This window comes from Candidatus Dependentiae bacterium, assembly GCA_018897535.1.
Classification (GTDB): Bacteria; Babelota; Babeliae; order Babelales; family UASB340; genus UASB340.
The window spans coordinates 1-25,039 of the sequence record JAHIKO010000056.1 but is presented as its reverse complement, the minus strand read 5'-3'; the positions used below and the strand labels follow the sequence as shown (position 1 = coordinate 25,039).

General features: G+C 29.3%; 22 protein-coding genes and 3 rRNA genes. 15 read left to right on the top strand and 10 right to left on the bottom strand.

What is annotated here, in order from left to right:
• From KKE07_03675 to KKE07_03650, 6 genes are all read left to right on the top strand, one after another.
• Positions 1–371, top strand: a 16S ribosomal RNA gene (locus tag KKE07_03675); the annotation flags it as partial.
• A gap of 239 nt (positions 372–610) precedes the next feature.
• Positions 611–3,645 (top strand): 23S ribosomal RNA (locus tag KKE07_03670).
• 130 nt (positions 3,646–3,775) lie between these two features.
• A 5S ribosomal RNA gene (gene rrf, locus KKE07_03665) occupies positions 3,776–3,890 on the top strand.
• Between the two features lie 269 nt (positions 3,891–4,159).
• Positions 4,160–4,936 (top strand): hypothetical protein, encoded by a 777-nt coding sequence (locus KKE07_03660; GenBank protein ID MBU4269945.1) that lies wholly within the window; start codon positions 4,160–4,162, stop codon positions 4,934–4,936.
• 82 nt (positions 4,937–5,018) lie between these two features.
• A complete protein-coding gene (locus tag KKE07_03655) occupies positions 5,019–5,750 on the top strand; it encodes an rRNA pseudouridine synthase (protein ID MBU4269944.1) in 732 nt (243 codons plus the stop codon).
• A 61-nt stretch (positions 5,751–5,811) separates the two neighbouring features.
• On the top strand, positions 5,812–6,789 hold the full coding sequence (locus KKE07_03650) for a PIG-L family deacetylase (protein MBU4269943.1): 978 nt from the start codon (positions 5,812–5,814) through the stop codon (positions 6,787–6,789).
• Here KKE07_03650 and KKE07_03645 read toward each other — a convergent pair.
• Together KKE07_03645 and metK are read right to left on the bottom strand one after the other, a co-directional pair.
• Positions 6,786–7,976 (bottom strand): hypothetical protein, encoded by a 1,191-nt coding sequence (locus tag KKE07_03645; GenBank protein ID MBU4269942.1) that lies wholly within the window; start codon positions 7,974–7,976, stop codon positions 6,786–6,788. The genes KKE07_03650 and KKE07_03645 overlap by 4 nt on opposite strands.
• 163 nt (positions 7,977–8,139) lie before the next feature.
• The gene (gene metK, locus KKE07_03640) at positions 8,140–9,369 is read right to left on the bottom strand and encodes a methionine adenosyltransferase (GenBank protein ID MBU4269941.1); all 1,230 of its coding nucleotides are present in this window, start codon (positions 9,367–9,369) and stop codon (positions 8,140–8,142) included.
• A 93-nt stretch (positions 9,370–9,462) separates the two neighbouring features.
• On the opposite strand from metK, the gene cyaB reads away from it, so the two are divergent.
• On the top strand, positions 9,463–10,059 hold the full coding sequence (gene cyaB, locus KKE07_03635) for a class IV adenylate cyclase (GenBank protein MBU4269940.1): 597 nt from the start codon (positions 9,463–9,465) through the stop codon (positions 10,057–10,059).
• Positions 10,060–10,116: 57 nt separating this feature from the next.
• Here cyaB and KKE07_03630 read toward each other — a convergent pair whose 3' ends face one another.
• Positions 10,117–10,602 carry a ferritin gene (locus KKE07_03630; protein ID MBU4269939.1) on the bottom strand — a complete coding sequence of 162 codons (486 nt, stop codon included), beginning with the start codon at positions 10,600–10,602 and terminating at the stop codon, positions 10,117–10,119.
• Positions 10,603–10,717: 115 nt separating this feature from the next.
• Here KKE07_03630 and KKE07_03625 point away from each other — a divergent pair, with 115 nt between their 5' ends.
• The 6 genes from KKE07_03625 (at position 10,718) to KKE07_03600 (ending at position 16,534) form a co-directional block, all read left to right on the top strand.
• Positions 10,718–11,743: a protein phosphatase 2C domain-containing protein gene (locus KKE07_03625; GenBank protein MBU4269938.1), complete on the top strand. Its 1,026-nt coding sequence runs from the start codon at positions 10,718–10,720 to the stop codon at positions 11,741–11,743.
• 43 nt (positions 11,744–11,786) lie between these two features.
• Entirely contained in the window at positions 11,787–12,743 is a 957-nt protein-coding gene (locus KKE07_03620) for an alpha/beta hydrolase (protein MBU4269937.1), read from the top strand.
• A gap of 80 nt (positions 12,744–12,823) precedes the next feature.
• The gene (locus KKE07_03615; GenBank protein MBU4269936.1) at positions 12,824–13,336 is read left to right on the top strand and encodes a nucleotide exchange factor GrpE; all 513 of its coding nucleotides are present in this window, start codon (positions 12,824–12,826) and stop codon (positions 13,334–13,336) included.
• Between the two features lie 13 nt (positions 13,337–13,349).
• On the top strand, positions 13,350–14,108 hold the full coding sequence (gene pssA / locus KKE07_03610; protein MBU4269935.1) for a CDP-diacylglycerol--serine O-phosphatidyltransferase: 759 nt from the start codon (positions 13,350–13,352) through the stop codon (positions 14,106–14,108).
• Positions 14,109–14,165: 57 nt separating this feature from the next.
• Positions 14,166–15,794, top strand: coding sequence for a trypsin-like peptidase domain-containing protein (locus KKE07_03605; protein MBU4269934.1), 1,629 nt, complete (start codon positions 14,166–14,168; stop codon positions 15,792–15,794).
• A gap of 8 nt (positions 15,795–15,802) precedes the next feature.
• Positions 15,803–16,534 carry a TlyA family RNA methyltransferase gene (locus KKE07_03600; GenBank protein ID MBU4269933.1) on the top strand — a complete coding sequence of 244 codons (732 nt, stop codon included), beginning with the start codon at positions 15,803–15,805 and terminating at the stop codon, positions 16,532–16,534.
• Positions 16,535–16,620: 86 nt separating this feature from the next.
• Here KKE07_03600 and KKE07_03595 read toward each other — a convergent pair whose 3' ends face one another.
• From KKE07_03595 to KKE07_03580, 4 genes are read right to left on the bottom strand one after another with little or no spacing between them, the layout of a single operon-like run.
• On the bottom strand, positions 16,621–17,553 hold the full coding sequence (locus tag KKE07_03595; protein ID MBU4269932.1) for a hypothetical protein: 933 nt from the start codon (positions 17,551–17,553) through the stop codon (positions 16,621–16,623).
• Positions 17,554–17,607: 54 nt separating this feature from the next.
• On the bottom strand, positions 17,608–18,681 hold the full coding sequence (locus tag KKE07_03590) for an LptF/LptG family permease (protein ID MBU4269931.1): 1,074 nt from the start codon (positions 18,679–18,681) through the stop codon (positions 17,608–17,610).
• Entirely contained in the window at positions 18,671–19,357 is a 687-nt protein-coding gene (locus KKE07_03585; protein ID MBU4269930.1) for a DUF502 domain-containing protein, read from the bottom strand. Before KKE07_03585 ends, KKE07_03590 begins: the two co-directional genes overlap by 11 nt.
• 9 nt (positions 19,358–19,366) lie before the next feature.
• Positions 19,367–20,704, bottom strand: a complete 1,338-nt coding sequence (locus KKE07_03580) for a phosphoglucosamine mutase (protein ID MBU4269929.1) — start codon at positions 20,702–20,704, stop codon at positions 19,367–19,369.
• 108 nt (positions 20,705–20,812) lie between these two features.
• Here KKE07_03580 and KKE07_03575 point away from each other — a divergent pair, with 108 nt between their 5' ends.
• Complete coding sequence (locus KKE07_03575; GenBank protein MBU4269928.1) at positions 20,813–21,463, top strand: LysE family translocator; 651 nt, start codon at positions 20,813–20,815, stop codon at positions 21,461–21,463.
• Between the two features lie 97 nt (positions 21,464–21,560).
• On the top strand, positions 21,561–22,268 hold the full coding sequence (locus KKE07_03570) for a hypothetical protein (protein MBU4269927.1): 708 nt from the start codon (positions 21,561–21,563) through the stop codon (positions 22,266–22,268).
• 136 nt (positions 22,269–22,404) lie between these two features.
• Here the strand turns inward: KKE07_03570 and KKE07_03565 are convergent, their stop codons facing one another.
• From KKE07_03565 to KKE07_03555, 3 genes are all read right to left on the bottom strand, one after another.
• Positions 22,405–23,283 carry a hypothetical protein gene (locus tag KKE07_03565; protein MBU4269926.1) on the bottom strand — a complete coding sequence of 293 codons (879 nt, stop codon included), beginning with the start codon at positions 23,281–23,283 and terminating at the stop codon, positions 22,405–22,407.
• 110 nt (positions 23,284–23,393) lie between these two features.
• Entirely contained in the window at positions 23,394–23,765 is a 372-nt protein-coding gene (locus tag KKE07_03560; protein MBU4269925.1) for a hypothetical protein, read from the bottom strand.
• Between the two features lie 2 nt (positions 23,766–23,767).
• Positions 23,768–25,039: ATP-binding domain-containing protein (locus tag KKE07_03555; GenBank protein MBU4269924.1), on the bottom strand; the 1,272-nt coding region annotated here is incomplete at its 5' end.

Below are 25,039 nucleotides of genomic sequence, written 5' to 3'. Positions count from 1 at the left end.
GAGGAAGGTGGGGATGACGTCAAGTCCTCATGGCCTTTATACCCAGGGCTACACACGTGTTACAATGGCTAGTACAAAGGGAAGCAAACCCGCGAGGGGGAGCTGATCTCAGAAAACTAGTCTAAGTTCGGATTGAAGTCTGCAATTCGACTTCATGAAGTTGAAATCGCTAGTAATCGCATATCAGAACGATGCGGTGAATACGTTCTCGGACCTTGTACACACCGCCCGTCACACCACGAAAGTTGTTTATACCCAAAATCGTTTTAGCTAACTTGTAAGAGGGGCGTACGATTAAGGTATGGGCGATGATTGGGGTGAAGTCGTAACAAGGTAGCTGTAGGAGAACCTGCGGCTGGATCACCTCCTTTCGAGGGAGATTAAAGCCTTTTTAGGCGATGATATATTAGGTGTTACTTAATAATTAAATTGGAAATAGACCTTTTGGGTTCAGGAATTTAAGAAAACTGTGTATTTGAAATAAAAATTATTTGGTCTTTGAAATATTTGTAACCTATTTTTATTATAGGGTAATAAGGCAATTAAATTTTAATTGCTGATACTATAGAGATACTCAATAGTTGTCGAAATACTTAGTTTTTTAAATTATAGATAATTGTTAAGAGCATTTGGTGGATGCCCTGGCATTAGGAGACGACGAAGGAAGTGGAAGACTGCTTAAAGCCTCGGGGAGTTGTCAATCAAGCATTGATCCGGGGATTTCCGAATGGGGAAACCCACTCAAGTAAATCTTGAGTATCCTTATCTGAATACATAGGGTAAGGAAGTTAACGGCGTGAACTGAAACATCTAAGTAGCGCCAGGAAAAGAAAACGAATGTGATTCCCTTAGTAGTGGTGAGCGAAACGGGAACAGCTTAAAACTTGTGTTGTGCAAGCGTGTACGCGTTGCAATACAAGGGAAGTGGGAAATAATTCTGGAAAGTACATTTTTCAGGCCATTACATCTAATTCAATTGAAGATTCTGGAAAGGATCACCATAGAAAGTGATAGTCTTGTAGATAAAGAATTAGACGGTTTGGTGTTATTCTCCCAAGTACCATGGAGCACGTGAAATTCTGTGGGAATCTGCCCCGACCATGGGGTAAAGCTAAATACTACCTAATGACCGATAGTGCACAAGTACCGCGAGGGAAAGGTGAAAAGAACCCCGGAAGGGGAGTGAAATAGAACTTGAAACCAAATGTTTACAAGCGGTGGAAGCGATATATACGTATGCGCGACCACGTGCCTTTTGCATAATGAGCCAACGAGTTGTTCCTATATTGCAAGGTTAAGTTTTGAAAGAACGGAGCCGTAGCGAAAGCGAGTCTGATAAGGGCGATTTAGTAGTATGGGACAGACCCGAAACCTAGTGAGCTATCCATGGACAGGATGAAGTCTCGATAACTCGAGATGGAGGTCCGAACCGGTGTGGGTTGAAAACTGCTCGGATGAGCTGTGGATAGGGGTGAAAGGCCAATCAAACTGGGAGATAGCTGGTTCTTCTCGAAATATATTTAGGTATAGCCTTGTCCGATGACATGCGGAGGTAAAGCACAGTTTAGGCTAGGGGGCGCAAGCTTACCAAACCTTTGCTAACTCTGAATACCGTGTGTTTAGAAGACAGGAGTCAGACTGTGGGGGATAGGCTCCATGGTCGAAAGGGAAACAGCCCTGACCATCAGCTAAGGTCCCAAAGTATTCGTTAAGTGGTAAAAGAGGTGGAAATACACAGACAGCCAGGAGGTTGGCTTAGAAGCAGCCATCCTTTAAAGAAAGCGTAACAGCTCACTGGTCAAGTGTTTTTGCGCTGAAGCATGAACGGGGCTTAAACGAATCACCGAAGCTATGGATTGCGTCGTAAGATGCAGTGGTAGAGAAGCGTTCTTTGGTATATGCAAGTTTGACCGTAAGGACAGATGTGGACCAAAGAAGTGAGCATGTTGGCATAAGTAACGAAAAAACAGGTGAAATTCCTGTTCGCCGAAAACCTAAGGTTTCCGTGAGAAAGGTTTATCCACTCAGGGTTAGTCGATATTCTAAGCCGAGGCCAATTGGAGTAGGCGATGAAAAGCAGGTTAAATATTCCTGCACCACCTTTAGCGTTTGAGTGATGGGGTGACGCAGTAAGACGAGCTGACTTGGACTTTGGATTGCCAAGCTAAGCGTTTAGAGGTGTTTTATTGGTAAATCCGTAAAACAGTTCCTTGAGGCGTGATGGGCATATCAATCTTAGCGAGAGATATGTTAAGCTTATTCTACACTGACTAGAAAAACCTCTAGCGAGCAAAAAGGTGATCGTACCGTAAACCGACACAGGTAGGTAGGTAGAGAATACTAAGGCGTTGAGATAACTCTCATTAAGGAACTCGGCAAAATAGCCCCGTAACTTCGGGATAAGGGGTGCCAGATATGTTATTTTGTTAAATCATCTGAAGCATTTTCTGGTTTCAACAAAGAGGCCCAAGCGACTGTTTAACAAAAACACAGGGCCATGCTAACTCGTAAGAGGATGTATATGGTCTGACGCCTGCCCAGTGCTGGAAGGTCAACAGGAGATGTTAGCTCTTCGGAGCAAAGCATTGATTCGAAGCCCCAGTAAACGGCGGCCGTAACTCTGACGGTCCTAAGGTAGCGAAGTCCCTTGTCGGGTAAATTCCGACCTGCATGAATGGCGTAACGACTTGGGCGCTGTCTTGATGAGAGACTCAGTGAATTTGTAGTATCGGTGAAAATGCCGGTTACCCGCGATAGGACGGAAAGACCCTGTGCACCTTTACTATAACTTGACATTGATTTTGGGATTAGCTTGTGTAGGATAGGCGGGAGACATTGATGGTACGGCGCTAGCTGTATCGGAGTCAACCTTGAAATACCGCCCTTGATGTTTCTAAAATCTAACTTTCTGCCGTTAGCCGGCGGAAGGACAGTGTCTGGTGGGTAGTTTGACTGGGGTGGTCGCCTCCCAAATTGTAACGGAGGCGTTCAAAGGTTCCCTCAAGGCGAATAGAAATCGTCTTTTAGCGCGCAAAAGCAAAAGGGTGCTTGACTGCGAGACAAACAAGTCGAGCAGGTGCGAAAGCAGGATTTAGTGATCCAGTGGTTCCATATGGAAGGGCCATTGCTAAACGGATAAAAGGTACGCCGGGGATAACAGGCTGATCTCCTCTAAGAGTCCACATCGACGAGGAGGTTTGGCACCTCGATGTCGGCTCATCACATCCTGGGGCTGGAGAAGGTCCCAAGGGTTTGGCTGTTCGCCAATTAAAGTGGTACGCGAGCTGGGTTCAGAACGTCGTAAGACAGTTCGGTCCTTATCCATCGTGGGCGTAGGATATTTGAGAAGATCTGTCCCTAGTACGAGAGGACCGGGATGGACGAACCTCTGGTGTTCCAATTGTTTACCAAAAGCAACGTTGGGTAGCTAGGTTCGGAAGGGATAACCGCTGAAAGCATCTAAGTGGGAAGCCTACTTCAAGATTAGATATCCCGTATCAAGATTCGGTTTTTTGGGTTCGCCTGGAAAATTTGATGATTGGTACTTTGAAGATCCCTTGAAGACTACAAGGTTGATAGGCTGGGTGTGGAAGTGCAGTAATGCATGGAGCTAACCAGTACTAATAGATCGATAGTTTTATCTATGCTACATAAAAAACTATGTATAAACCATAATGAGATTAGTTACAAATATTTTGAATTTATCTTGCTCGTTTGTTTTATCTTTGATAAGATAAGCGAGCAAGGCCAAAACTTGAAAATTGAAATAAAATTTCCTGGTGGCGATAGCAATAGGGTAACACCCGTTCCCATTTCGAATACGGAAGTAAAGTCTATTGCGCCGACAATACTTGACTGGAGACGGTCCGGAAAAATAGGTACTGCCAGGATTTAAAATTAAGCCCAGAGTAATTTCTGGGCTTTTTTATTGATTTATTATTTTAATTTTTATTCATAAGTTATTTAGTTTCTTTTTTATGATAATTTAAAAATTTTACATATTTGTTTATTTTATAGCCAGATAAATAGAATTATTTATTTGGATTGATTTTATTTGCCAAAAAAGAATATATTTATTTTGGGTATATAAATTACAAGATTATTTTTTTGATGTTTTACAGCAGTTTTTTAGGGGATTTAGTTTTGGGGAAGGGACATCATGAAATATCGAGTTTTTGAAAAGTATAAAATAAGAGATTTTTGTATATTTAATATATTGAAAGAAGGTTTTTTTGTAACCTTCTTTTTTTTTGCTCAATTATATTCTCTTAGCAATTCTCAAATTTATAAATTGGTTAATTCTATGTTTGATAAAGATTTACTAGGTTTATCTGAAATAGTTTCTGAAAAACGTAAAGATTATGGAAAATGGTTTGAGCTTGAATCCGCTTTGTATTTTAATGATAGAAATAATGATTTTGTACGTGGATTAAATTTGGCAATAGAAATTGGATATCTTCAAAATCCTAGAGTTCCTGTAAATATATTATTAGGCGATTCTAATATTTTTTTAACAGCTACTGAATTTGATGTTATAACAAATCGTTTTTGTGTTGAGGCTAAGTCCGGAAAATTTAATTCTAAAAAAAATAAAAAACAGTTAATTAAAGAAAAAAATATGATTGATTTTATTAAATTTCTAAAACAATCTATAAATTTAGGTACAGTTGCTTTAGAAATAGAAAGTAATAAATATGGATCTTTTTATTTAAAAATAAATGGTGATTTAACTTTGCATAAAGATATTAGATTAAAGTGCAATTGGATAAATAGTAAAACTGCAGATATATTTTTGTTGGACTGGCTGGATATTATTGATTTATTGTCTGATTTGAGCGTTTGCTTAGCAATAAAAACTGAACTTAATAACGATATTAAAGAATGGTTATTTGAAAACAAAATTACATATGTTGATAATTTAAGATATGAAAATTGATTTTTTTCTATATTAGCGGATAATTGATCTTATTATTTCATTTTATATATGTGGATTAATTTATTTTCGAAAAAGAAAAAATATGTATTTATTTAAATTTCTTCCAAATGCCGGAATATGTTCTAGACGAAAGGCTGCAGAATTAATTAAGGCCAAAAAAATAAAAATTAATGGTAAGATTGTAGATGATCTTTACTATGTTGTTAATAAAAATGACACAGTTCAATTCGGTGATAATGTCATAAATATTCCAGAATATAAATATATCTTATTGAATAAACCCAAAGATTACATTTGCACTGTTTTTGATCCATCAGGAAGAAAAACTATATTGGATTTGGTAAAAGACTTAAATGTGGGTAAAATTTATCCTATTGGTCGTTTGGATAGAATGACTACCGGATTAATTATTCTAACAAATGATGGGGATTTAACTCAAAAATTGTCTCATCCTAAGTATGAAATTTCTAAAGGTTATGAAGTTGTTTTAGATAGGCAATTAAAAAAGGATGATTTTGAGCTTATAAAAAAAGGTTTAAATTTGGATGATGGATTTATTTTTGTTGATAATTTATTTTATATACCGGGACAAAAAGGTTTTAATATTGGTATCGAAATTCATAGTGGACGAAATAGGATTGTCCGAAGAATATTTGAACATTTAGGATACAGCGTAAAAAAGTTGGATAGAGTTTATTATGCCGGTTTGCAAAAAACAGGCTTAAGGCTTGGAAAATGGAGATTTTTAACAAAAAAAGAGGTTGATTATTTAAAGGGTTTGGGGGATGAATCAAATTTTAATAAAAAAAAGTAAATATTATTATTTGTAGATAAATATTTTATGTAGAAATAATTGTAGTGATTGTGAGTTTTAAATGCTTAATTTTAATTTTACAAATTCTATAAATTACTTTTTTGATAAAAAAACCATTTTACACACATCGCCACATCCGGATGATGTAACTCTTGGGTATTTGCCTTATATTAATTGGTTGTTAAAAAATACTCGAAATAAGCATAATTTTTTGATTATGACTAGCGGTTCAAATGCTGTAAGAAATTCATATCTAGAAAATATTTTAGAAAAAATAAAATATAATTTATTAAATAATGAAAATAATAATTTTTTAGAAAAAAAAGTTATTAACAATTTAGTTGATAATATTGATAATTCTAAAAGTATATTATTAACTAAAATTGAAGAATTATTGGAAAATTTAAAACAAAATAATGTAAATGCTGAATTAGAATTTTTAAAGGGAATTATTCGAGAAGCAGAAGAAGAATCCGTTTGGAATAATTTTAAAATAAGTAACAAAAATGTTATTGCTTTTAGAGCAAATTTCTATAGATCTAAAACAGAAGAATTATCTCAAGATATTAATAATTTTTATAAATTCTTATTAAATATAAATCCGGATATAATAACCGTGGCAATTGATCCTAAAAATAGCGCGCCATTAACACACTATAAAACTTTTAAAGTTATTCAAAATGCCGTTAAATTATTTTCTGAAAATTTAAAAAAAGATTTAATTATAATTGGATATAGAAATGTATGGTGTCAATTTTTACCCCAAGAGGCAAACATTTTTTTTCCAGTGACAAATCAAGATTTTGATTTATTAAAAAAGACTTTTATAAATTGTTATAAAACTCAGGTTGATGCAATGTACCCTAGTTCAAAATATTCAGGTAATTTTGCAGATATTGCTGTTGAGATTATGAAAAATAATTTAATTAATTTTAATAATAAATTTAGTAATAAAATTAACTACGAAAATATTCACGGTTTATGTTTTTTAAAGCAAATGAATATTAAAGAGTTTATAAATTTATCTCTCGACTATTAAGATTTTAGTTTTTCTGTTATTTTTTCAAATGTTTTTTTTACCATATCTATTGGAAATTTAAGTATAGACTTATCTTTTATTTGAGTTGCTGATATTTCTTCTTCTATTTTTTTAATTAAATTTTTAAATTTCATTTTATATGTAATTATATTTGGCGTATTTTTATTTAAATATCTAAAGATTTTAGCTGATTTATTTTTCATTAATTCATCATTTATTAATATTCTATATTGTATTTGGTCAAATTCAGCTTCATCTTCTTTATCAGAAAATGTTTTTTGGGAATTATAAATATTTAAGTGACTACTTACATTACAATTAAGGTCAAATGGAATTCCCCATGGTTTTGATTTGTAAACAAAGTTATTTACAATTTCTTTTGGTATAAATATTTGTAATAATATTCCCGTCATATCGTCTTCATAGCCAGATAATAAATAATATATATCATGAAGCTTTTCTAGGTATTTTGTATATAAGTTTTGTATTTCAAAATTTTCAAATATATTTTTTATTAACATCATATGATTTGTATAATTTGCATTTGATGATGTCAAAAAATATTCAAAAGATGATTCTCCACTTGGGTCATATACCGTATTTCCAAAAAGAGATGGATTAACTGATAATATAAGAGTTCTTATATCATCATAATCATCATTGATATTATATTTAAACTTATTTAGAAATTCCATTACATTTTTATATTTTTTGGATTCTTTATTTGGTATTCTTAATAAAATGAAAGAATTTATAGATTCTTTATATATTTTTTTGTATATTTTTTTACAAAGATCTTGGTAAAGTAAAAAGACTCTATCTTGTGCATGATAAAAAACAAAGCTGTTATCTTTAAATTTTAATTCTTTATTCAATGCATCATTTAAAATAGATTCTATTGTACTTATTCCTATGGAATTAATTGTTTCATTTAAGGAGCTTGCTACATAATCTAAATTTAAAAAATTAAACATAGGTTCTTTTAAATTTATTATGTGCGCTGTCGTTGGTGTTAATTGATTGCCATAAAAGCTATTTTTATTTTCTATATTGTATTTTGCCAAGGTATCATTAATAATTTTAGTAAGAATTGATTCTTGAGCATTGCTTAATATTATTGTTGAAGCAAAAATAAAAATCGATATAATAATTTTTTTACAAAATTTATGATATAAAAGTGATGCCATATTAATAACCCCCATTTAATTAAAAACTACTAATTGAGCATACTTTTATATATATTTTTTATCAAAAGGGTATATCAATAGAAGCTATTTTGCTTCTAAAATTTGAAATTTATCAGATATTAAAGTTTAAATCTTTTCTATATGTAAGAAAAATATATTATTATTAAAAAACTTGTTTCAGCCTGTTGGGTATATATATTTTATTGGTTTGTTGCTTGTTTAGCATTTTTCTTAAATCATCTATTTTATTTATTTGTTCCCAACTTAAATTTTTTGTACTTTCGCCAAAATGTCCAAATTTTGCGGTTTGCTTATAAATAGGTGTTTTTAAATTTAAATATTCAATTATATCCGCAGGTCTTAATGGAAAAATTTCTTTTACAGCAGATTCTATAAAATTATCGTCAATATTGTTTATTAAATTTGTTCCAAATGTATTAATATAAATAGAAACAGGTTCAGCGATACCTATTGAATAAGCTATTTGAACTTCGCATTTTGCAGCAATTTTTGCAGCAATGATATTTTTTGCAATATGTCTTGCCATATATGCAGCACTTCGGTCTACTTTGGATGGATCTTTACCCGAAAAACATCCCCCACCATGTCGTCCAGCTCCGCCGTATGTATCTACAATTATTTTGCGACCCGTAAGGCCGGTATCTCCTTCAGGTCCGCCTATAACAAATGATCCGGTTGGATTAATAAAAAATTTTGTATCTTTTGTCAGATATTTTTCACATATCGGGTAAATTAATTTTTCTTTTATTTCTTTTTTAATAAAATCTTGAGAAATTTCCGGGTTGTGTTGAGTTGAAACAATTACATGTGTTACTTCAGTAGGGTTTCCATTTAAATATTTTACAGTTACCTGAGCTTTTCCATCCGGTCTTAGCCAAGGTAATATTTTTGATTCTCGCAAATAGGTTAATTTTTGGGTCAGCTTATGAGCCAAATCTATTGGTAAAGGCATAAAAGATTCTGTTTCATTACAAGCATATCCAAACATTAGTCCTTGATCGCCGGCACCTTGCTCATGATTTTCTTTTTTATTAACACCCATTGAAATATCGGGACTTTGCTTGCTAATTGATGTTATTATTTGGCAGGCATCAATATCAAAGCCATACTCTTTATTTGTATATCCAATTGATTTTAAAGTCTCTATAGCTATTTTTTTTATATCAACATTGCCATTAGAAGTTATTTCTCCGGCTATGACTAATAAATTTTTTGCAATTAAACATTCACATGCAACCCTTGAATTTTTATCTTGAGATATATATGCATCCAATATAGCGTCTGAAATTTGATCACATATTTTATCCGGATGTCCTATTGTTACAGATTCAGATGAAAACAGATAATTTTCATTTAAATTTATTTTGTTCATTAATTTACTCTTTCACTTTTTTGTTGATTATTCTTCAAAAATAATAGAACTTTAAAAATAATTGTAAATAATAAATTTAGTTGAAAGAATTTTATGCAAAAAGAGATAGAGATAAAATTAAAATTGGATAAAACTAATAGCGAAAAATTAAATTTGTGGTTAACCGAAAATGCAAAGTATATTAATTCATTAAATATTACAGATTATTATTTTGATAATCCAAAATGTTCGTTTTATTCAATGTCAAAAACTGGATATAAAGAGGCTTTAAATTTTTTACGCTTAAGATTATCCGATAAAGATAATTTTATTTGTTTTAAAAAACGTGAAATTGATGATTCTGGAAAAACTTTAAGTGTGGATGAAGTTGAAACTAAAGTTGAGGATGGCTTTAAAGTTATAGAAATTTTAAAAAATTCCGGCTTTAGCGAAGTTATTGAAATTGAAAAAAAACGTGAAGTTTTTTTATACAAGAATTTATTTGAATTTGCTATCGACAATTTCGATAAACACGGGGAATTTATTGAAATTGAACTTAAAAATTATGACGGGTCTGCTTTGGATGGAATAGAACAAATTTATAATTTATTAAAGGCTATCAAAATTACAAAATTTGTTCTATTTGATAGAGGTTATTTGACAATTTTTATTAATCCAAATTATGATTTTGGAAAAAATATAAACTTATAAATAAAATTTCTTAGGATCTTAATTTTGGTTTAAGATCCTAACTTGATTTCAAATTATTTAGATTAAATTTATATCTTCTAAAAGATTCTCAAGATCGTCTTCGTGTTCAACTTCATCCGCAAGAATTTGTTGAGCTATATCATAAGTCAAAATATCTTTATCTTTTGTAAAATCTATCAATTCTTGATAAATATTTATAGCACAACGTTCACCATCTATATTTTGTTCAAGTAATTTTTTGACATGAGGATTTGTTGGGGCTGAATATCCGCAATTTGTTTGAACATACCAATCTTTAGGTTCCAATATTGGAGCGCCGCCAAGTTGTATGATTCTGGTTGAAAGCATTTGTGAATGACGTAATTCATCAGCTGCGTGTTGATTTAACTCGGCAATTACTGATTCTTTCATTGGTCCTTTTGCAACTTGAGCTCCAATCCAATATTGATAATAAGCTAGCCATTCATCTGCGAATGCCTTATTCAATTTTTTGACAAGTTCAGTTGCGTTTACTTTTATAATTTCTGTGCCTCTTTTTCCCATATAAATCTCCTATGATTTTGTATATTATTTTTTTTAAAAGAAATTTTAAGTATAAAAGATTAGTTATTATACGTTTACAGTTTAAAATATTTTTACAATAAAGAAAGATGTATAAATGAAATGTATTAATATTGTTTTTTTCAGTTTATTTATTACATCTAATATATATGCTTTAAGCATTTCATATTATTCGCTTGAAAATTCAAAAAAAAGTTTGGAAAATGAGGATCGCTTTATTATTAATGAAGATTTAGACAAAAAGATAAATATATATGGTGTTTTTGATGGGCATGGCGGTAGTTTGGTTGCAGAATATTTAAAAGAAAATTTTGTTAATTTTTTTTTAAAATACTTATTATCAAGTACATTCAAGAATCTAGATATTAAGGATATTCTCGGTGATTTTTTATTCTTAGATATTAATTATGAATTAGAACAAAAAAAAATTGGTTTCTCTATGGGCTCGACAGCTAATATTGTATTTATTGTTGATAAAAAAATTTATTTCACTAATGTAGGTGATTCCAGATCTGTGTTGTTTAATGATAAAGATGAAATAATTTTTGCTACAACAGATCAAAAACCTTCTTTGAATTCAATTAGAACTAAAATGATGCTTTGCCATGGTGCCAATCTTCGGCATACAATTGGGTTTTTTGATAAAAAAGATAATAAAGTGAATAAATTTGAAAGATATATTACTGTTAAAGATCGGTGTATTAAAAAAACTGATTATTATGGATTGGATAAAAAATTATATTCTGAAAAAGATCTTGAATCTAATTTTTCTTTAGAAAATTTTGATAAAAAAGAATTTTATCAAATTGGCATAGAATACTCAAAATATGATTTTACGTATCTCTCTTTAGACAGTGCTTTTGGTGATTTTAATTTTAAAAAATATGGGCTTGATGCCAATTGTGATGTCACACAAATAGATTTAACAGGGACAGAAAAATATTTAGTTTTAGCCACAGATGGTTTTTGGGATAAAGTTGGAAATTACGAGTGCATAGAGTTAATTTATTTTGATTTAAAGCTTAATGCTAATTTTGAAAATTTGGCAAAAAAATTATGTGAAACGGCTAGAGAAAGAGGCTCTAAAGACGATATTACTGTTTTAGTTGTAAAATTTAAATGAAATTAGTTTTGATAATATTGTTTATCAAAAAGGGAGATGTTTTATGAATAAAATAATAACTAATATTTTTATAATTATATTTTTTATATGCAGTAATTTATATTCAAAAATTATTGTTACTCATGGCGCTTTTGGTGATGACATGTCATGGTATAAACCCGGCGGATATTTTTACGAAGCACTTGTACCTGCTGCAAAAAATATGGGCGAAGAGGTTATATCTTTTACATGGAAGCAATTTCTCGGAGGAATTACTCATATAGAAAGATGCGATGCTGCAACAGCTCTTGCAAAATTAGTAATTGATATTGCCAATCAAGGAGATAGCGAAATTATTCTTATAGGTCACAGCTATGGTGGTCATGTAATAAAGGCAGCAAGCCAATTTTTAGCTGTTGCTCAAGGTCTTCAGGATGCCAATAAACCAATAATTATTTTGGATAGAAATATTGATTCAAAAGCTTTAGATAATTGGGATCAAAAATATTACGAAGATGCATGTGCTGAAGTTAAGGCATACAAAGAGTTAAAATTTTTGAATAAAAGTTTAAAAAAAGATTTTTTAATAGATGAAGCTTATATTTTGGGTACACCATGTGGCGCTGATTATTGGGCTAATATGAACGTGATACAGTTTTTATTTAATATATATTCAGAATGGGATATTATTCAAGCTTTGGTTGGAGATAGATTGTTACCAGAACCTAAACATGAACGTGCTGTCAATCTGGAAATTAAAATAAAACACAGTGGTTTGTTTGGATTATTTAATAAACCTAGTCACACACAAATGCATGCTGAAATCATAGCTAAATGGATTTTGTATATACCTTTTTATTTAATGACTGAGAAAAAATCAGGTTTTGATAAGTTTAGTTTTGAAAAAAATGGAGTAATTCAATTTGCCGATGGAAGATTACCAAAATATTCATATTCCAAAGGTAAAATGTTCGAATTTTTAAACTTTGATTGGATTAAAGATAAATTGGGAATAAAATAGGCCATTTTCTTGAACTTTTTAATATGCTAAAATACATACATAATATTTATAAAAAACTATTAGATATATGCAGGGCTTTTATGATAAATGATCAAGAAAATAATATAAATAATGAACAGGATAATGTTAAACAGGACAATAACGTTCAAGTTGATAATTGTAAAATTGAGTTAGATTCAATTAAAAATCAGCTGTTAAGAGTTAATGCAGATTTTGATAATTTTAAAAAAAGAGTAAGTAAAGAAAGATCTGAATGGGAGGATCTTGCTCGATTTGCTGTTATAGAAGATATTTTGCCAATTTTTGATGATTTTGAGCGGGCTGTTGAATTAAGTAAGTCTAGCGTTGATGAGAAAAATAAATCATGGATAGACGGTTTTGAAATTATTTATAAAAATTTCAAAAAAATGTTGGACGCATTAAATGTTAAAGAAGTTGATTGTTCCGGTGACTTTAATCCGGAATTTCACGAAGCATTGATGCAAGTAGAATCAGAATCTCACAAAACCGGAGAAATTGTTTTAGTATTAAATAAAGGTTATGCCCTAAATGGCAAAGTCATTAGGCATGCAAGGGTAAGTGTGGCCAAGTAATTGGGAGATTATTGTGCTTTTTGCCCATAAAAAGATAAGACAATTTAGAAATTTAAAATCTAAAAGAAAGTTATTCTTTAAAAAAAGTATATCTTTATTGCCAAACATTTTTACAATAGCAAATGCATTTTTTGGTTTTTGTTCTATTATATTTGCTTCAAAATCTGATTTTATGCCGGCAGCATATTTTATTCTGCTTGGGGCATTAATGGATTCAATCGATGGACGATTGGCAAGATTTATTGGCGTATCAAGCGAAATTGGTTTACAACTTGATTCGCTGGCAGATTCAATTTCTTTTTGTTTGGCCCCGGCGTTATTGATTTATTTTTGGCAGCTAAAAAGTTTAGGTTTTTTAGGTTTAATTATTAGTGCCATATTTTTTATAACCGGAATTTTAAGGCTTGCAAGATTTAACGTTATATCACACGAACAAAGTTTATTTTTTTTAGGTCTTCCTACAACAATAGCCGGATGTTTTTTAGTCGCGTTTTATTTAAATATGAATGATAAAATTGATATTTATATGTTGCCAATAGTTTTAATTTTATCTTTGATACTATCATTCTTAATGGTTAGTAAAATAAAATTTCCGGCATTTAAGCAAAATTTTTTAAAACCTTATAAAAAATGGTATAAATTTTTATTGCTTACAATTTTTGCAGTGTCTTTTGTAATGCAGTTTCATGGAACTTTAATTTTATTATTCTTTTTTTACTTTATTAGTGCCATATATTTTAATTTTAAGTTAAATTTGACCACTAAAATTTAGCTAAATTAAGTTTCTTTGTTATAATTTTAAAATAAACAATAAATTTAAGGGGATTTTATGTACAAAGAAGACAGCTCTGTTTTTTGGAAAAATTTTATTATTATTTTTTTAGTAATAATTATTCCTGTTGCCATTGTTTTTTATAAATTTAGTACAAAACAACATAGATTGGAAAAATATATAGAATTCTTGGTTGCCAAAAAAAGTGAAGAAATTGAAAAAGATCGTGAACTAAAATTAAAAAATGGAGCGGATAATTCTACAATTTCAAAAAATTGGCTCGATATTCAAAAAAAAGTAAAAGATACGGTTGTTCAAGTTTTTACAATGGTTGATGAATTTAATTGGATGGAACCATATAAAACGCCTAAACAAAATGCAGGTGTAGGGTCCGGCTTTTTTAGTGATGAATTTGGACATATTGTTACAAATCATCATGTTGTTGCGGGAGCAAGCAGTGTTAAAGTTCAAATACCTTCGTTTGGTAGAAAACAATTTGATGTAGATGTAATTGGTGTTTGTCCGGATAAAGATGTGGCCCTTTTAAAATTAACTGAACAGTCTTTTAGAGAAGTTAAAAAAGAACTTGGAAAAATTAACGTTTTACCGTTGGGTGATTCTGATAAAGTTTTAAGAACTCAGGAAGTTTTAGCTATAGGTTATCCACTCGGACAAGAAAAACTTAAAAGTACGTTAGGTATTGTGAGTGGAAGAGAAAGTGCCGGATTTATTCAAATAACGGCTCCTTTAAATCCCGGAAATTCAGGAGGGCCATCTTTAGATCAATTTGGAAATGTAATTGGAATAAATTTTGCAATTATTGCCGGAGCACAAAATGTTGGATATATAATTCCAATAAATGAAGTTAAAAGTGCTATCAAAGATATGAAGAAAATTAAGCTTGTAAGAAAACCGGTACTTGGTTGTTTATTTACCGTTGCTACACCGGAAATTGTAAGATATTTGAAAAATCCTGAACCGGGGGGATGGTATATAGCTGAAGTTTTTGATAATACAATTTTAAAGAGTGTTGGCGTTAAAGAAAATGATATGCTTTACGAAGTAAACGGATACAAATTGGATCTTTACGGTGAAATATCCGTACCATGGAGTGAAGATAAAATTTCCGTATTGGATTTTTTAAATAGATTTACGGTTGGCGATGATATTTATTTTGTAATTTATAGAAGTGGTGAAAGAAAAGATTTTCATTTTAAACTTGATGATAAATATTTACCTCCGGTAAGAGCCATTTATCATGAGTTCGAGGCTGATCAAATTGATTATGAAGTTATTGGTGGCATGGTTGTTATGCCTTTAACTTTAAATCATATAGCAATATTTGCGAAAAGTGATCCATTTCTTGCGAATTACATAAAACCTGAAAATCAGCATGAACCAGCTTTAATTATTACACATATTTTGCCAAATTCTCAGGCACAAAAAGCAAGAATTTTGCATGCAGGTGCTATTATCAATGAAATAAACGGCAAAGAGGTTAAAACTTTAAAAGAGTTTAGAGATTTGGCATCAAAGTGTAAAAAGGGTGGCTATTTAACTGTAAAGACTGCAGATAAAATGTTTGCAGCGCTTTCTATACAAAAGATTTTGCACGATGAAGATGCTCTTGCATCGAGATATTTTTATAAAAAATCTGATTTGATTAAAAAGATTGTGGAGAATTAAATTTTGAGATGAAAATAAAAAAAAGATTAGATTTATTAGTTCAAGAAAAATACCCACAATTTACCAGAAATCAAATACAAAGTTGGATTTTGCAGGGCAAGGTTTTGGTTGATGGTAAAGTTGAAACAAAAGCCGGAACGCAAATTGTTCAAGAAGCTGATGTTTTATTAACTGTTGATGAACCAAAATTTGTAAGCCGTGCCGGGTTTAAGCTTGAGCATGCTTTGGATCATTTTAATGTCGATGTAAAAGATTTAGTAATTTTGGATGCCGGAATTTCTACCGGTGGTTTTACAGATTGCATGTTACAACGAGGAGCCAAAAGAATTTATGGAATCGACGTTGGCTTTGGTCAAGTTCATGAAAAAGTTTTACGTGATTCACGTTTGGTTTTGATGGAAAAAACCAATTTGAGAAATCTTGAACAGTTGCCTGAGCTTGTAGATCTTGTAACGCTTGATCTTTCGTTTATATCTATTTTAAAAGTTTTACCGGCCGTAGTTAAACTGTTAAAACCAAGTGGTAAAATTATTACTCTAATTAAACCACAGTTTGAAGCAGGTAAAGAGAATGTTGGAAAACATGGTCTTGTAAAAAGTGACAAAGTACATCAAGAAGTAATTGAAAAGATTAAATTAGGTATGCAAGAATTTGGATTTAAAGCTGTTGGTGTTATTGAATCACCAATTCTTGGTGCATCCAGTGGAAATAAAGAGTTTTTGGCTTTGTTTGAACGATAAAAAATTTTGTTTTTTATCTTGGCTTAAAAAATAAGGGCTACAAAATTTTGCAGCCCTTATTTTTTAGAAAAATTTATTATTGTTTTTTAGTTATCTTCACCTTTTATTTTATCATTAGCAGCGGTTAATCCCATAAAATTTGATAAATCTTTTTTACAACGTTCTTTAGCAGTTTTGAATATTGGAGAAATTATTTCCATGGTAACTGCCGTTGCTACTGCGCTACCTAAATATTTTGCCCAATTTTCAACTTTGTAATCTTTAAACTCTTTTTCAACAGCACCAAATACATTTTCACGTATTGTGTCGCCAACTATTTTTGCATCCGACATATCAAAGCCGCGATCTGCTATTTCAGATTTTGCTTTATCAAAAAACTTCTTTACATCTGTATCTGTTACTGGAAACAGATAAAAATATTTATTTAAAAAGTCTAAATTGTCTGCACTTAAATTAGCAAGTTCTCTTGTATTTAAAACTTTGATTAATAATAGTGTTTTTTCTTGAATTTCTTCGCCAATATTATTAATCATATAATTTTTAATAGCATCCAATTGTGCTTCGTCTTTTAAAACCCAAAACATAGGTGTTTGTGCTTTGCACTCATCTATAATTACTTTGCCTTGGTAATATGTTTCCGGTAAAAATACAGTTTCCAATGCTTTTCCCAAAACAGTATCTCTGTCACCTACATATTTTTTTTGAATTCTTAAATTTGAAGCATATTTGTTTATAGATTCATTTATTACTGTCATAAATTCTAGTTGCTCGGCAGCTTTAATATGAGCATTTTTGTTTGTAATAGGGTCATTGTATCCAAGTTTTAATTTTCTATAAGTATTTATATCCATATCTAAAATTAAAATCTCCGGATCTTTTTCAGTAGCATTGAAAAACAAACAGCCATTGGAATAGTTCAAAGCTTTATTTTTAATCTCTTCAAGATTTGTTTCTGTCGCACTTACATTTAAAGATATTGCACTTAATAGCATTAAATATAATAATTTATTTTTATTCACAAAAAGTCTCCCAAGTAAAAGTTTATAAGATAACAAACGAAGTTTAAGTCTATTTTATAAATTATTTTTTTCAATAGATTTTATACTAAAAAAAATAAATAAAAATATGAGAAGATAGGGTAAAAGTAAAATTATTGGATTCAAATTGAATTTTGCCAAAAAATTGGTTAACAAATCAGTTAATAATATTATGGGATATGGTGCAAACATAATTGTCCATTTATATCTTAAAAAGTTCTCAAAAAGTATAAATAAACAAAATGTTAAAACCGGGTAAATAATTATTTGTAGATAAAAAAATATTCTTTTTAATAATTCAGAGATCATATTAAACCAGATATTTTGTGGTAAAAAGTCTTTTTCTAAAAAAATATTTTTTAAAAATAATGAAAGTGGTGGAATTTTATCTTCCATTTTTAGTTGTGAAAAAAAACTCGGCATATGTAAAATTTTATTTTTAGGATTTTTGTAATTATTACTATTTATTTTTACAATATTGGGTTTTTTAAGTTCAATTATTTCTCTGCTTGGTTTAATTTGAAATTTTTGAGAATTTATTATTTTGTATATTTTAAAATTTTCGTCTATATCAAGTAAAATTATATTTGTTCCGGTATTATTTATTAAATTTAAAGATTGAAAATAGCAATAAGATTTATGCAATTTATTGTTATGTGATTTTATTTCCAGCCATTTATTTGTTACATTTTCACGATTTATTTTTTTTAGTTGCTTAAACTTAAATTGTTCAGATTTATTTTGTAATTTTAAAGTTATGTTTTCACGTCCAATGAAAGAAATTAAAGATATAATTATTCCGGATATTAAAAATAGATTAAATAATTTTTTGTTATTTATATTTAGGATTTTAAATGTTTCCAGTTCATTTTGATCGTGAAATTCTTTTATAACCATTATTGCCGAAAGCCAGCTGCTAATTTTAATAGATTCAAAAAATGATGGCCCTAAATTTAATAGAATGAATTGCAAAATAGTCTCAATACTTACGTTTTTTGTTCGAGCCATTTTTTCAAAAAACTCTATAAAATTAAAGAGTAGTGTAAAACTTAAATTTATTAAGAATAAATATTTAAAATAGTTTTTAAAAAAGTATTTTTCAAATATCATGTTGATTGTTAATATCCATTGATTGTTTCATGCTTTCAGGTGTTATAATGCCACAAGAAACAATAGATTTTATTGCTTCTTCAAATGATAAATTTGTTGGATATATTTCATTTTCAGGCAAAATAAAAAAGTATCCACTTGCCGGATTTGGAGAATTTGGCATAAAAACTTTAAAATATTTTATTTCGGAATTTATTTTTTTGGATTCCGGTATTAATTTTGCAAAATTATTATCAGCAGAATCCAGCTGAAATGCTAAATGATAGAAGCCTTCTCTTGGATATTGAATTAAAACCACTTTTTTATCGGATTTTGTTAAATCCGGAATATCAAAAAATACGGCAAGACTTTTAGCTGCAGAATAAATTGTTTTTATAAAAGGTATTTTTCCTATTAGTTCTTCAGATGCATGTATGATAGGTGTAACTATTAATAATTTTAATAGCACACCTATAAGCAATATTAATCCTGTTATTAAAATAAATTCAATTCCCGGAATTAGTTGATACTGAATGGGTATTAATTTTTTTATGGGTGTTAGCCATCGATTTAGTAAACTATATGAAAAATGTATGAAAAATATAGTGGCTGTGATTGGTAAAATTGTTATAAAACCGCTTATAAAAAGTGATTTTATAGTGTTAAGTACTTTTTTTAATAAATCCAAAAAGTTCATATATCCCCTTTAATTTAATATATTATCAAGTTCTTGAGCAATATTTTGAGCAATATTTTTTGTTATAATTTCATCTTCACCTTCAGTCATGATACGTAAAATATTTTCTGTTCCGGAATAACGTATCAAAATACGTCCGGTTTTTAAAATATTTTTATATTTTTCTATTATTTGGGGTATAGGGTCAATATTTAAATCTTTTTTTTCTTTTACCGGCATATTTATTAAAGTTTGAGGAGCATAATTAAATTGCTTTGGATTTAAAATATTATTGTCAATTATGGTCTCTATTGTTCTTAAGGCTGTAAAAATACCATCTCCAACATTTAAATAATCTGTCATTATTATATGTCCCGATGATTCTCCGCCTAAAAATAATTTTTTTGCTCTTAATTCTTTTGCTATATATTTATCGCCAACATCGGTTCTTATAAGATTTATATCTCTTTTTTGTAAATGCAAATACAATCCTAAATTTGTCATGCTTGTGCCAACGATAGTTTTTAAATTTTTTGCTTTTTTATGGTTTGTAAGTATTGCTATTATTTGGTCTCCATCTATTTTTTCTCCATTTTTATCAACAGCAATAACTCTATCGCCGTCGCCATCAAATGCAAAACCAAAATCATATTTATTTTCTACTACATTTTTTGTTAATTGTTCAATATGTAAAGATCCGCAATTTTCATTTATATTTTTACCATTGGGAACTGTGTTTATTGCAATTATTTGAGCACCCAAGCTTTGAAAAATAATTGGGGCTATTTTGTAAGTTGCTCCGTTTGCACAGTCTAAAACTATCTTTTTATTTATTAATAATTTTTTTGAAAAATTATTTTCCAATATTTCTATATATTTTTCTATTGAGTTATCGAAAAGTTTTATAGATCCTGATTTATTAAGATTTTCAATCTTAATATTATTAAAATTATTTTTAAAATTTGTTTCAATTATTTTTTCATCAATCAAACTAAGTTTGCCTTTTTTGGCGTCGACCAGTTTTATTCCATTATCTTGATATTTGTTGTGTGATGCAGAAATTATTATTCCAAAATCAAACGATTTATCTGTGTTTATTATTTTGCATATGGCAGGTGTTGGCATTATTTGGGCATCCAAAATTTCCAAATCAAAATTTAATAGACCTGTTTCCAAATCTTTTTTTATTCCGGCGCATGATTCTCTAGTATCATGCCCAATCAAAATTTTGGGGTTACTTTTTTTATATTTTTTTATACTCCATTGAGCAATTGAATATCCCAGTGTTATTAAACTTTGAGTATCAAATGGGAAACTGCTTGCATTACCTCTTATTCCATCTGTTCCGAATTTAATAGTTTTATTCACTTAAAAATCCTTTATTTTGCATTAAATTAATGTTTTAGGATATTATAATATATCAGATAATTAAGTCGCAGGATATTTTTTGTTTTAATAAAAAGAGGGGGGATTTTTATGGAAATTACAATTTTTTTAAGATGTTTTTTAATTGGAGTTTTGGCATCGGCATCTCTTGGTCCTATATTTATTTTGACTTTTAATCGTGGTGCCGTTTATGGCTTTTGGTACGGTTTTGCAACAGGTCTTGGAGCTTGTATTGCAGACGGATTTTATTTTTTATTAGGATTAATTGGCGTTCTTGCAATTCTTAAAGAGTCTACAAATTTTATGTTTTTGTTGGATACATTGGGTGGCTTTTTGTTGATTTATTTAGGTATATATTCGTTACGAAAAGCTTTAAAAAATGAAAATCATATTTCTTATGAACAAAAGCTTGGTGCATGGATTACTATAATAAAATCATTTTTGTTAACGGCATTAAATCCAATGGCTTTGTTTTTTTTCATGTTAATTAGCGCTCAAATATTACCTAAAAGTGCTTTTTCGTTACCATTAAATCAAATTTTTATAGCAAGTGCGCTTGTCTCTTTAGGATCTTTAAGTGTGCTGACAACAGTTTCATTTTTTGCATCATTAATAGGAGGGTCTTTGAGTAAAAGAAAATTGAGTATAATATCTTTTATTTCAGGGCTAATTTTTATTTGCGTAGGATTGTATCTTTTGGATCATTTGATAGTAAATTTAATAAAAATTTATGCCAGTTAATTAAACTGTTTTTATTTTATTTTTTAAAATTGTTCACTTTTCGGTCTTTTTTTGTTTATTATCTACTAGATATAATTTAAAAGAAGGGGGAAGGGATATGAATTCTAATAATAAATTTTTTGGCATTTTCCACAAAAATAGTGAATCTTGGCATAAAAAACTTTTAAGAAAATCCAAAAATTATTTTCCATATTTTAGTGTTTCTTTATTATCACTTTTAGTTGTTTTATTTTTTTGGACTACATATAACGATAAGCCAAAGTTTATTACATCAGTTATAACAATGGATATAAAAAATATTGTTGATTCTTTAAATAAAATAGATAAAGAATGCAATATTTTAAGCATTGAAAATGAATGCAATTATGTAGACTTTTTAAATGTTGAAAAATTTTCCGGATCTGAAGTTGGGTGTTTAAATTTGGCTTTTCCAAAAAATTGGGCGGGACCATATTTGAGTTTAAATCCAACGCTACAGGGAAAACTTTATGAAATTATAAAACGCAAAGATGGAAATTATGTTTTACCGGGACGCGGCGTTAAGCTACCAAATGATTTAATCGTAGGAAAAGATTTTGATTATTATAGCGCAGATTTGACTTCTATTGATAAAATGCTTGCTGATGGAGGTCAATTAAATTATAAAGGCACTCCATTGGGTGCAAAACTTACTTTTGAAGTAGGGGACTGGGGAAGAGAGGAGTTAAGAAGTAAGACAACTTACGATATTAACCAAATGCTTTTGGAATTCAATAAAGCAATTCCATTTACATATAATCAAACTACGACTCAAGCAAAGATCTAAAAACAATTTAAATTTTTTATAAAGTATGAAAGGGCAAAAAACTTTTGTCCTTTCATACTTTAGTTACAAAGCTTGATAAAATATTCTTTTATACATTTTTAATTTTTTAATTTTAAATGTATTTTGATTATACTTTCTAAAATTCAGTAAGCTTGTTTTTTAAATCAAACTTTCCTTCCATTTTTTTTAAATAATTTTTGTCATCTAAGCCTTTTTGTAAACTTTTACCAAAAAAATCTTGACCAATTTTAAATAAATCTTGAGGATCATAGACACTTATAGGATTATAACGGTTTATTGGTACTGAAATATTTCCTGAATTAGCCAAAAAACGTCCCATAGTTTTACTTTGATAAAGTTCGATGGGTTGAGATTTTTCAATTGATTCATTTATTGTTGTATTTATTTGATTTGAATTTAGGGTTGGATAATTAACAATTTGTTCAATAAATGTTTCTAAATTGTCGTTAATATATTTATTTTCATGTTTTAGGTATTCTTCATGCATTGTATCAAAAATTTTATGTAGATCTTTTGGAACAAATTTTTTTAAATTTAAATCTATATTCGCATTCAAATCTGGATTATAATTATCCAAAAACCATTTTATGGTTTTATAAATTTTGTCTTTTTGTGAAATGTTATTCGTAAAATATTCGGTCAACCAATAAAAAATTGTGGTGGGTATTGCTGTAATTATTAGTACAACTACTGTGACAAAGATTGCTTTATCCCTGCTATACGTACTTTCATATTCACGATACCATTTGTTTTTTATAAATAAATATAGTAATCCAAGATACGGTAATGCTGCTGCAGTTGTTGGAAATTTATCATATTTAGAAAAAACCGCTTTAGGGTAATCACGAAAAATTGTTTTTAGAAATTCTTTATTGTGATCTATATAATAAGCTTGTTGAGCTTGTGTAAATTCGAGTTTTTGATAAGAGTTTAAGTTGGTTGTAATTACAAAGATTGATAAAAGACTAAAAAATTTAATTTTTTTGTTAAACATAAAAAACTTTCACTAATTTGATTTAATAGTTTATTTGAAATGAGTATTTTGACAATATGTAAAAAATAGCCAAACAAATATGCTAGTTATTTTAAAAATTAAGCAATTGATTAATCAATATAGTTTTTTATAAAATTTTTTAATTGATTTTCCAAAGATTTAATGCTTCCAGGAGATATATTATAATTTTTTTCTGATTGAGTAATAGGTGCATTCTTAATTATTTGTGTTAATAAGTTGCAAATATCATTTGATAAATTTTTTTCAAAAATATTTATCAAATTTTCATGGGCTTTTATTTTAAATGGAACTTTTAAATTTCCAACTCCTGGTGTTATATTGTAATCAATTTCTCTAGATAAATTATTTAAACAAACTTTGAAGTTTTTTTTGTCTTTATAAAAATCATAAATTCTTTCTAAAGTAAAGGTTGCAAGTGGAATTATGATTATTTGTGTAACATAATTCATAATATTATTCATATTTATTTTTTCCTTGTTACAAAGCTTGATAAAATTTTTTTCTCACCGATTTTAAAAGCTATTGTTAGATTATAATTTCCATCATTTCCGGCTTCTACAGATTTAATTAAACCAACACCAAATTTAGGATGTGATACAAGTTGATTTTTTGACCAGATTGAATTTTGCAAAATTTGTGTTTTTTGTGCTGAGAAAAAATTTTGTTTATTTTTATTTGTTTTAGCTTTTAATATTTTACTAGGTTTATTTTGAGCCTTAATATGTGATGATTCTTTAAACTCCATGTTTTTTGCAAGATCGTTTGCAAAGTCTTGAAATGTAAGTACGGTACTGCTTTTTACTTGAAGCCAGTTTTTAAATTCTGAATTTATTTGTAACTGTGACATTTCGCAAATATCGATATTCGTAATTAAATTATCCGGTATTTCTGTTAAAAATCTGGATATTAACTGATCGCTTATTTGTCCATAACTATTTCTATAAATAGCTCGAGTCAGTATCAATCTTTCTTTCGCTCGAGTAATGCCTACATAAAATAATCTACGTTCTTCTTCTATTTCTTTATTTTCATTTAATGATCGAGAGCTTGGTAATACGCCTTCTTCCAATCCGGTTATAAATACAATATCAAATTCAAGCCCTTTGGCCGCATGAAGCGTCATGCATTGAACCTGATTTTGATCGTTATCCTGTGCTTCATTTTTTTCTTGCATCAAGCTGACTTGATATAAAAATTCATGCAAATTATTTTTGACACTGTCTTTTTCAAAATTATAAATGGATTGAACAAGCTCTTTAACGTTATCTTTTTTTGATTCGGCTTCTTGAGGATCGTATTCTTTTTCTAAAAAATCAAAATAGTTTACTGTATCAATAAGTTCTTCAATAATATCACTTGGGCGTTCAAAGCTTTCAAGTTTTTTATATAATTCCAAAAATTTTAAAATAGCTTCTTTTTTTGTAGCTGTAATTTTGTATTCAATTTTATTTATTATATTTTCAAGAATTTTTTTAAAATCAAATAATGGATTAAATATATATTCCGTGTTTAATATTTCTTCAAACTTATCTCCCAAGCCTCTATTTGGGCAATTTATTATTCTTTCAAGACTTATCTTATCATAAGGGTTTATTAATAATCTTAAGTATGCAAGTAAATCTTTTATTTCTTTTCGTTCGTAAAATCTTATTCCGCCAACTATTTTATATGGAATGGAATTTGCAATTAAAGCTTCTTCTATATTTCTGGATTGATAATGAGTTCTGTATAAAAT

Coding starts and splice junctions, on each gene's coding strand:
- KKE07_03605 (MBU4269934.1), top strand. CDS start 14,166: ATGTACAAAGAAGACAGCTCTGTTTTTTGGAAAAATTTTATTATTATT.
- KKE07_03565 (MBU4269926.1), bottom strand. CDS start 23,283: ATGTTTAACAAAAAAATTAAATTTTTTAGTCTTTTATCAATCTTTGTA.
- KKE07_03585 (MBU4269930.1), bottom strand. CDS start 19,357: ATGAACTTTTTGGATTTATTAAAAAAAGTACTTAACACTATAAAATCA.
- KKE07_03615 (MBU4269936.1), top strand. CDS start 12,824: ATGATAAATGATCAAGAAAATAATATAAATAATGAACAGGATAATGTT.
- KKE07_03645 (MBU4269942.1), bottom strand. CDS start 7,976: ATGGCATCACTTTTATATCATAAATTTTGTAAAAAAATTATTATATCG.
- KKE07_03590 (MBU4269931.1), bottom strand. CDS start 18,681: ATGATATTTGAAAAATACTTTTTTAAAAACTATTTTAAATATTTATTC.
- KKE07_03650 (MBU4269943.1), top strand. CDS start 5,812: ATGCTTAATTTTAATTTTACAAATTCTATAAATTACTTTTTTGATAAA.
- KKE07_03630 (MBU4269939.1), bottom strand. CDS start 10,602: ATGGGAAAAAGAGGCACAGAAATTATAAAAGTAAACGCAACTGAACTT.
- KKE07_03660 (MBU4269945.1), top strand. CDS start 4,160: ATGAAATATCGAGTTTTTGAAAAGTATAAAATAAGAGATTTTTGTATA.
- cyaB (MBU4269940.1), top strand. CDS start 9,463: ATGCAAAAAGAGATAGAGATAAAATTAAAATTGGATAAAACTAATAGC.
- KKE07_03575 (MBU4269928.1), top strand. CDS start 20,813: ATGGAAATTACAATTTTTTTAAGATGTTTTTTAATTGGAGTTTTGGCA.
- KKE07_03600 (MBU4269933.1), top strand. CDS start 15,803: ATGAAAATAAAAAAAAGATTAGATTTATTAGTTCAAGAAAAATACCCA.
- KKE07_03655 (MBU4269944.1), top strand. CDS start 5,019: ATGTATTTATTTAAATTTCTTCCAAATGCCGGAATATGTTCTAGACGA.
- KKE07_03560 (MBU4269925.1), bottom strand. CDS start 23,765: ATGAATAATATTATGAATTATGTTACACAAATAATCATAATTCCACTT.
- metK (MBU4269941.1), bottom strand. CDS start 9,369: ATGAACAAAATAAATTTAAATGAAAATTATCTGTTTTCATCTGAATCT.
- KKE07_03625 (MBU4269938.1), top strand. CDS start 10,718: ATGAAATGTATTAATATTGTTTTTTTCAGTTTATTTATTACATCTAAT.
- KKE07_03620 (MBU4269937.1), top strand. CDS start 11,787: ATGAATAAAATAATAACTAATATTTTTATAATTATATTTTTTATATGC.
- KKE07_03570 (MBU4269927.1), top strand. CDS start 21,561: ATGAATTCTAATAATAAATTTTTTGGCATTTTCCACAAAAATAGTGAA.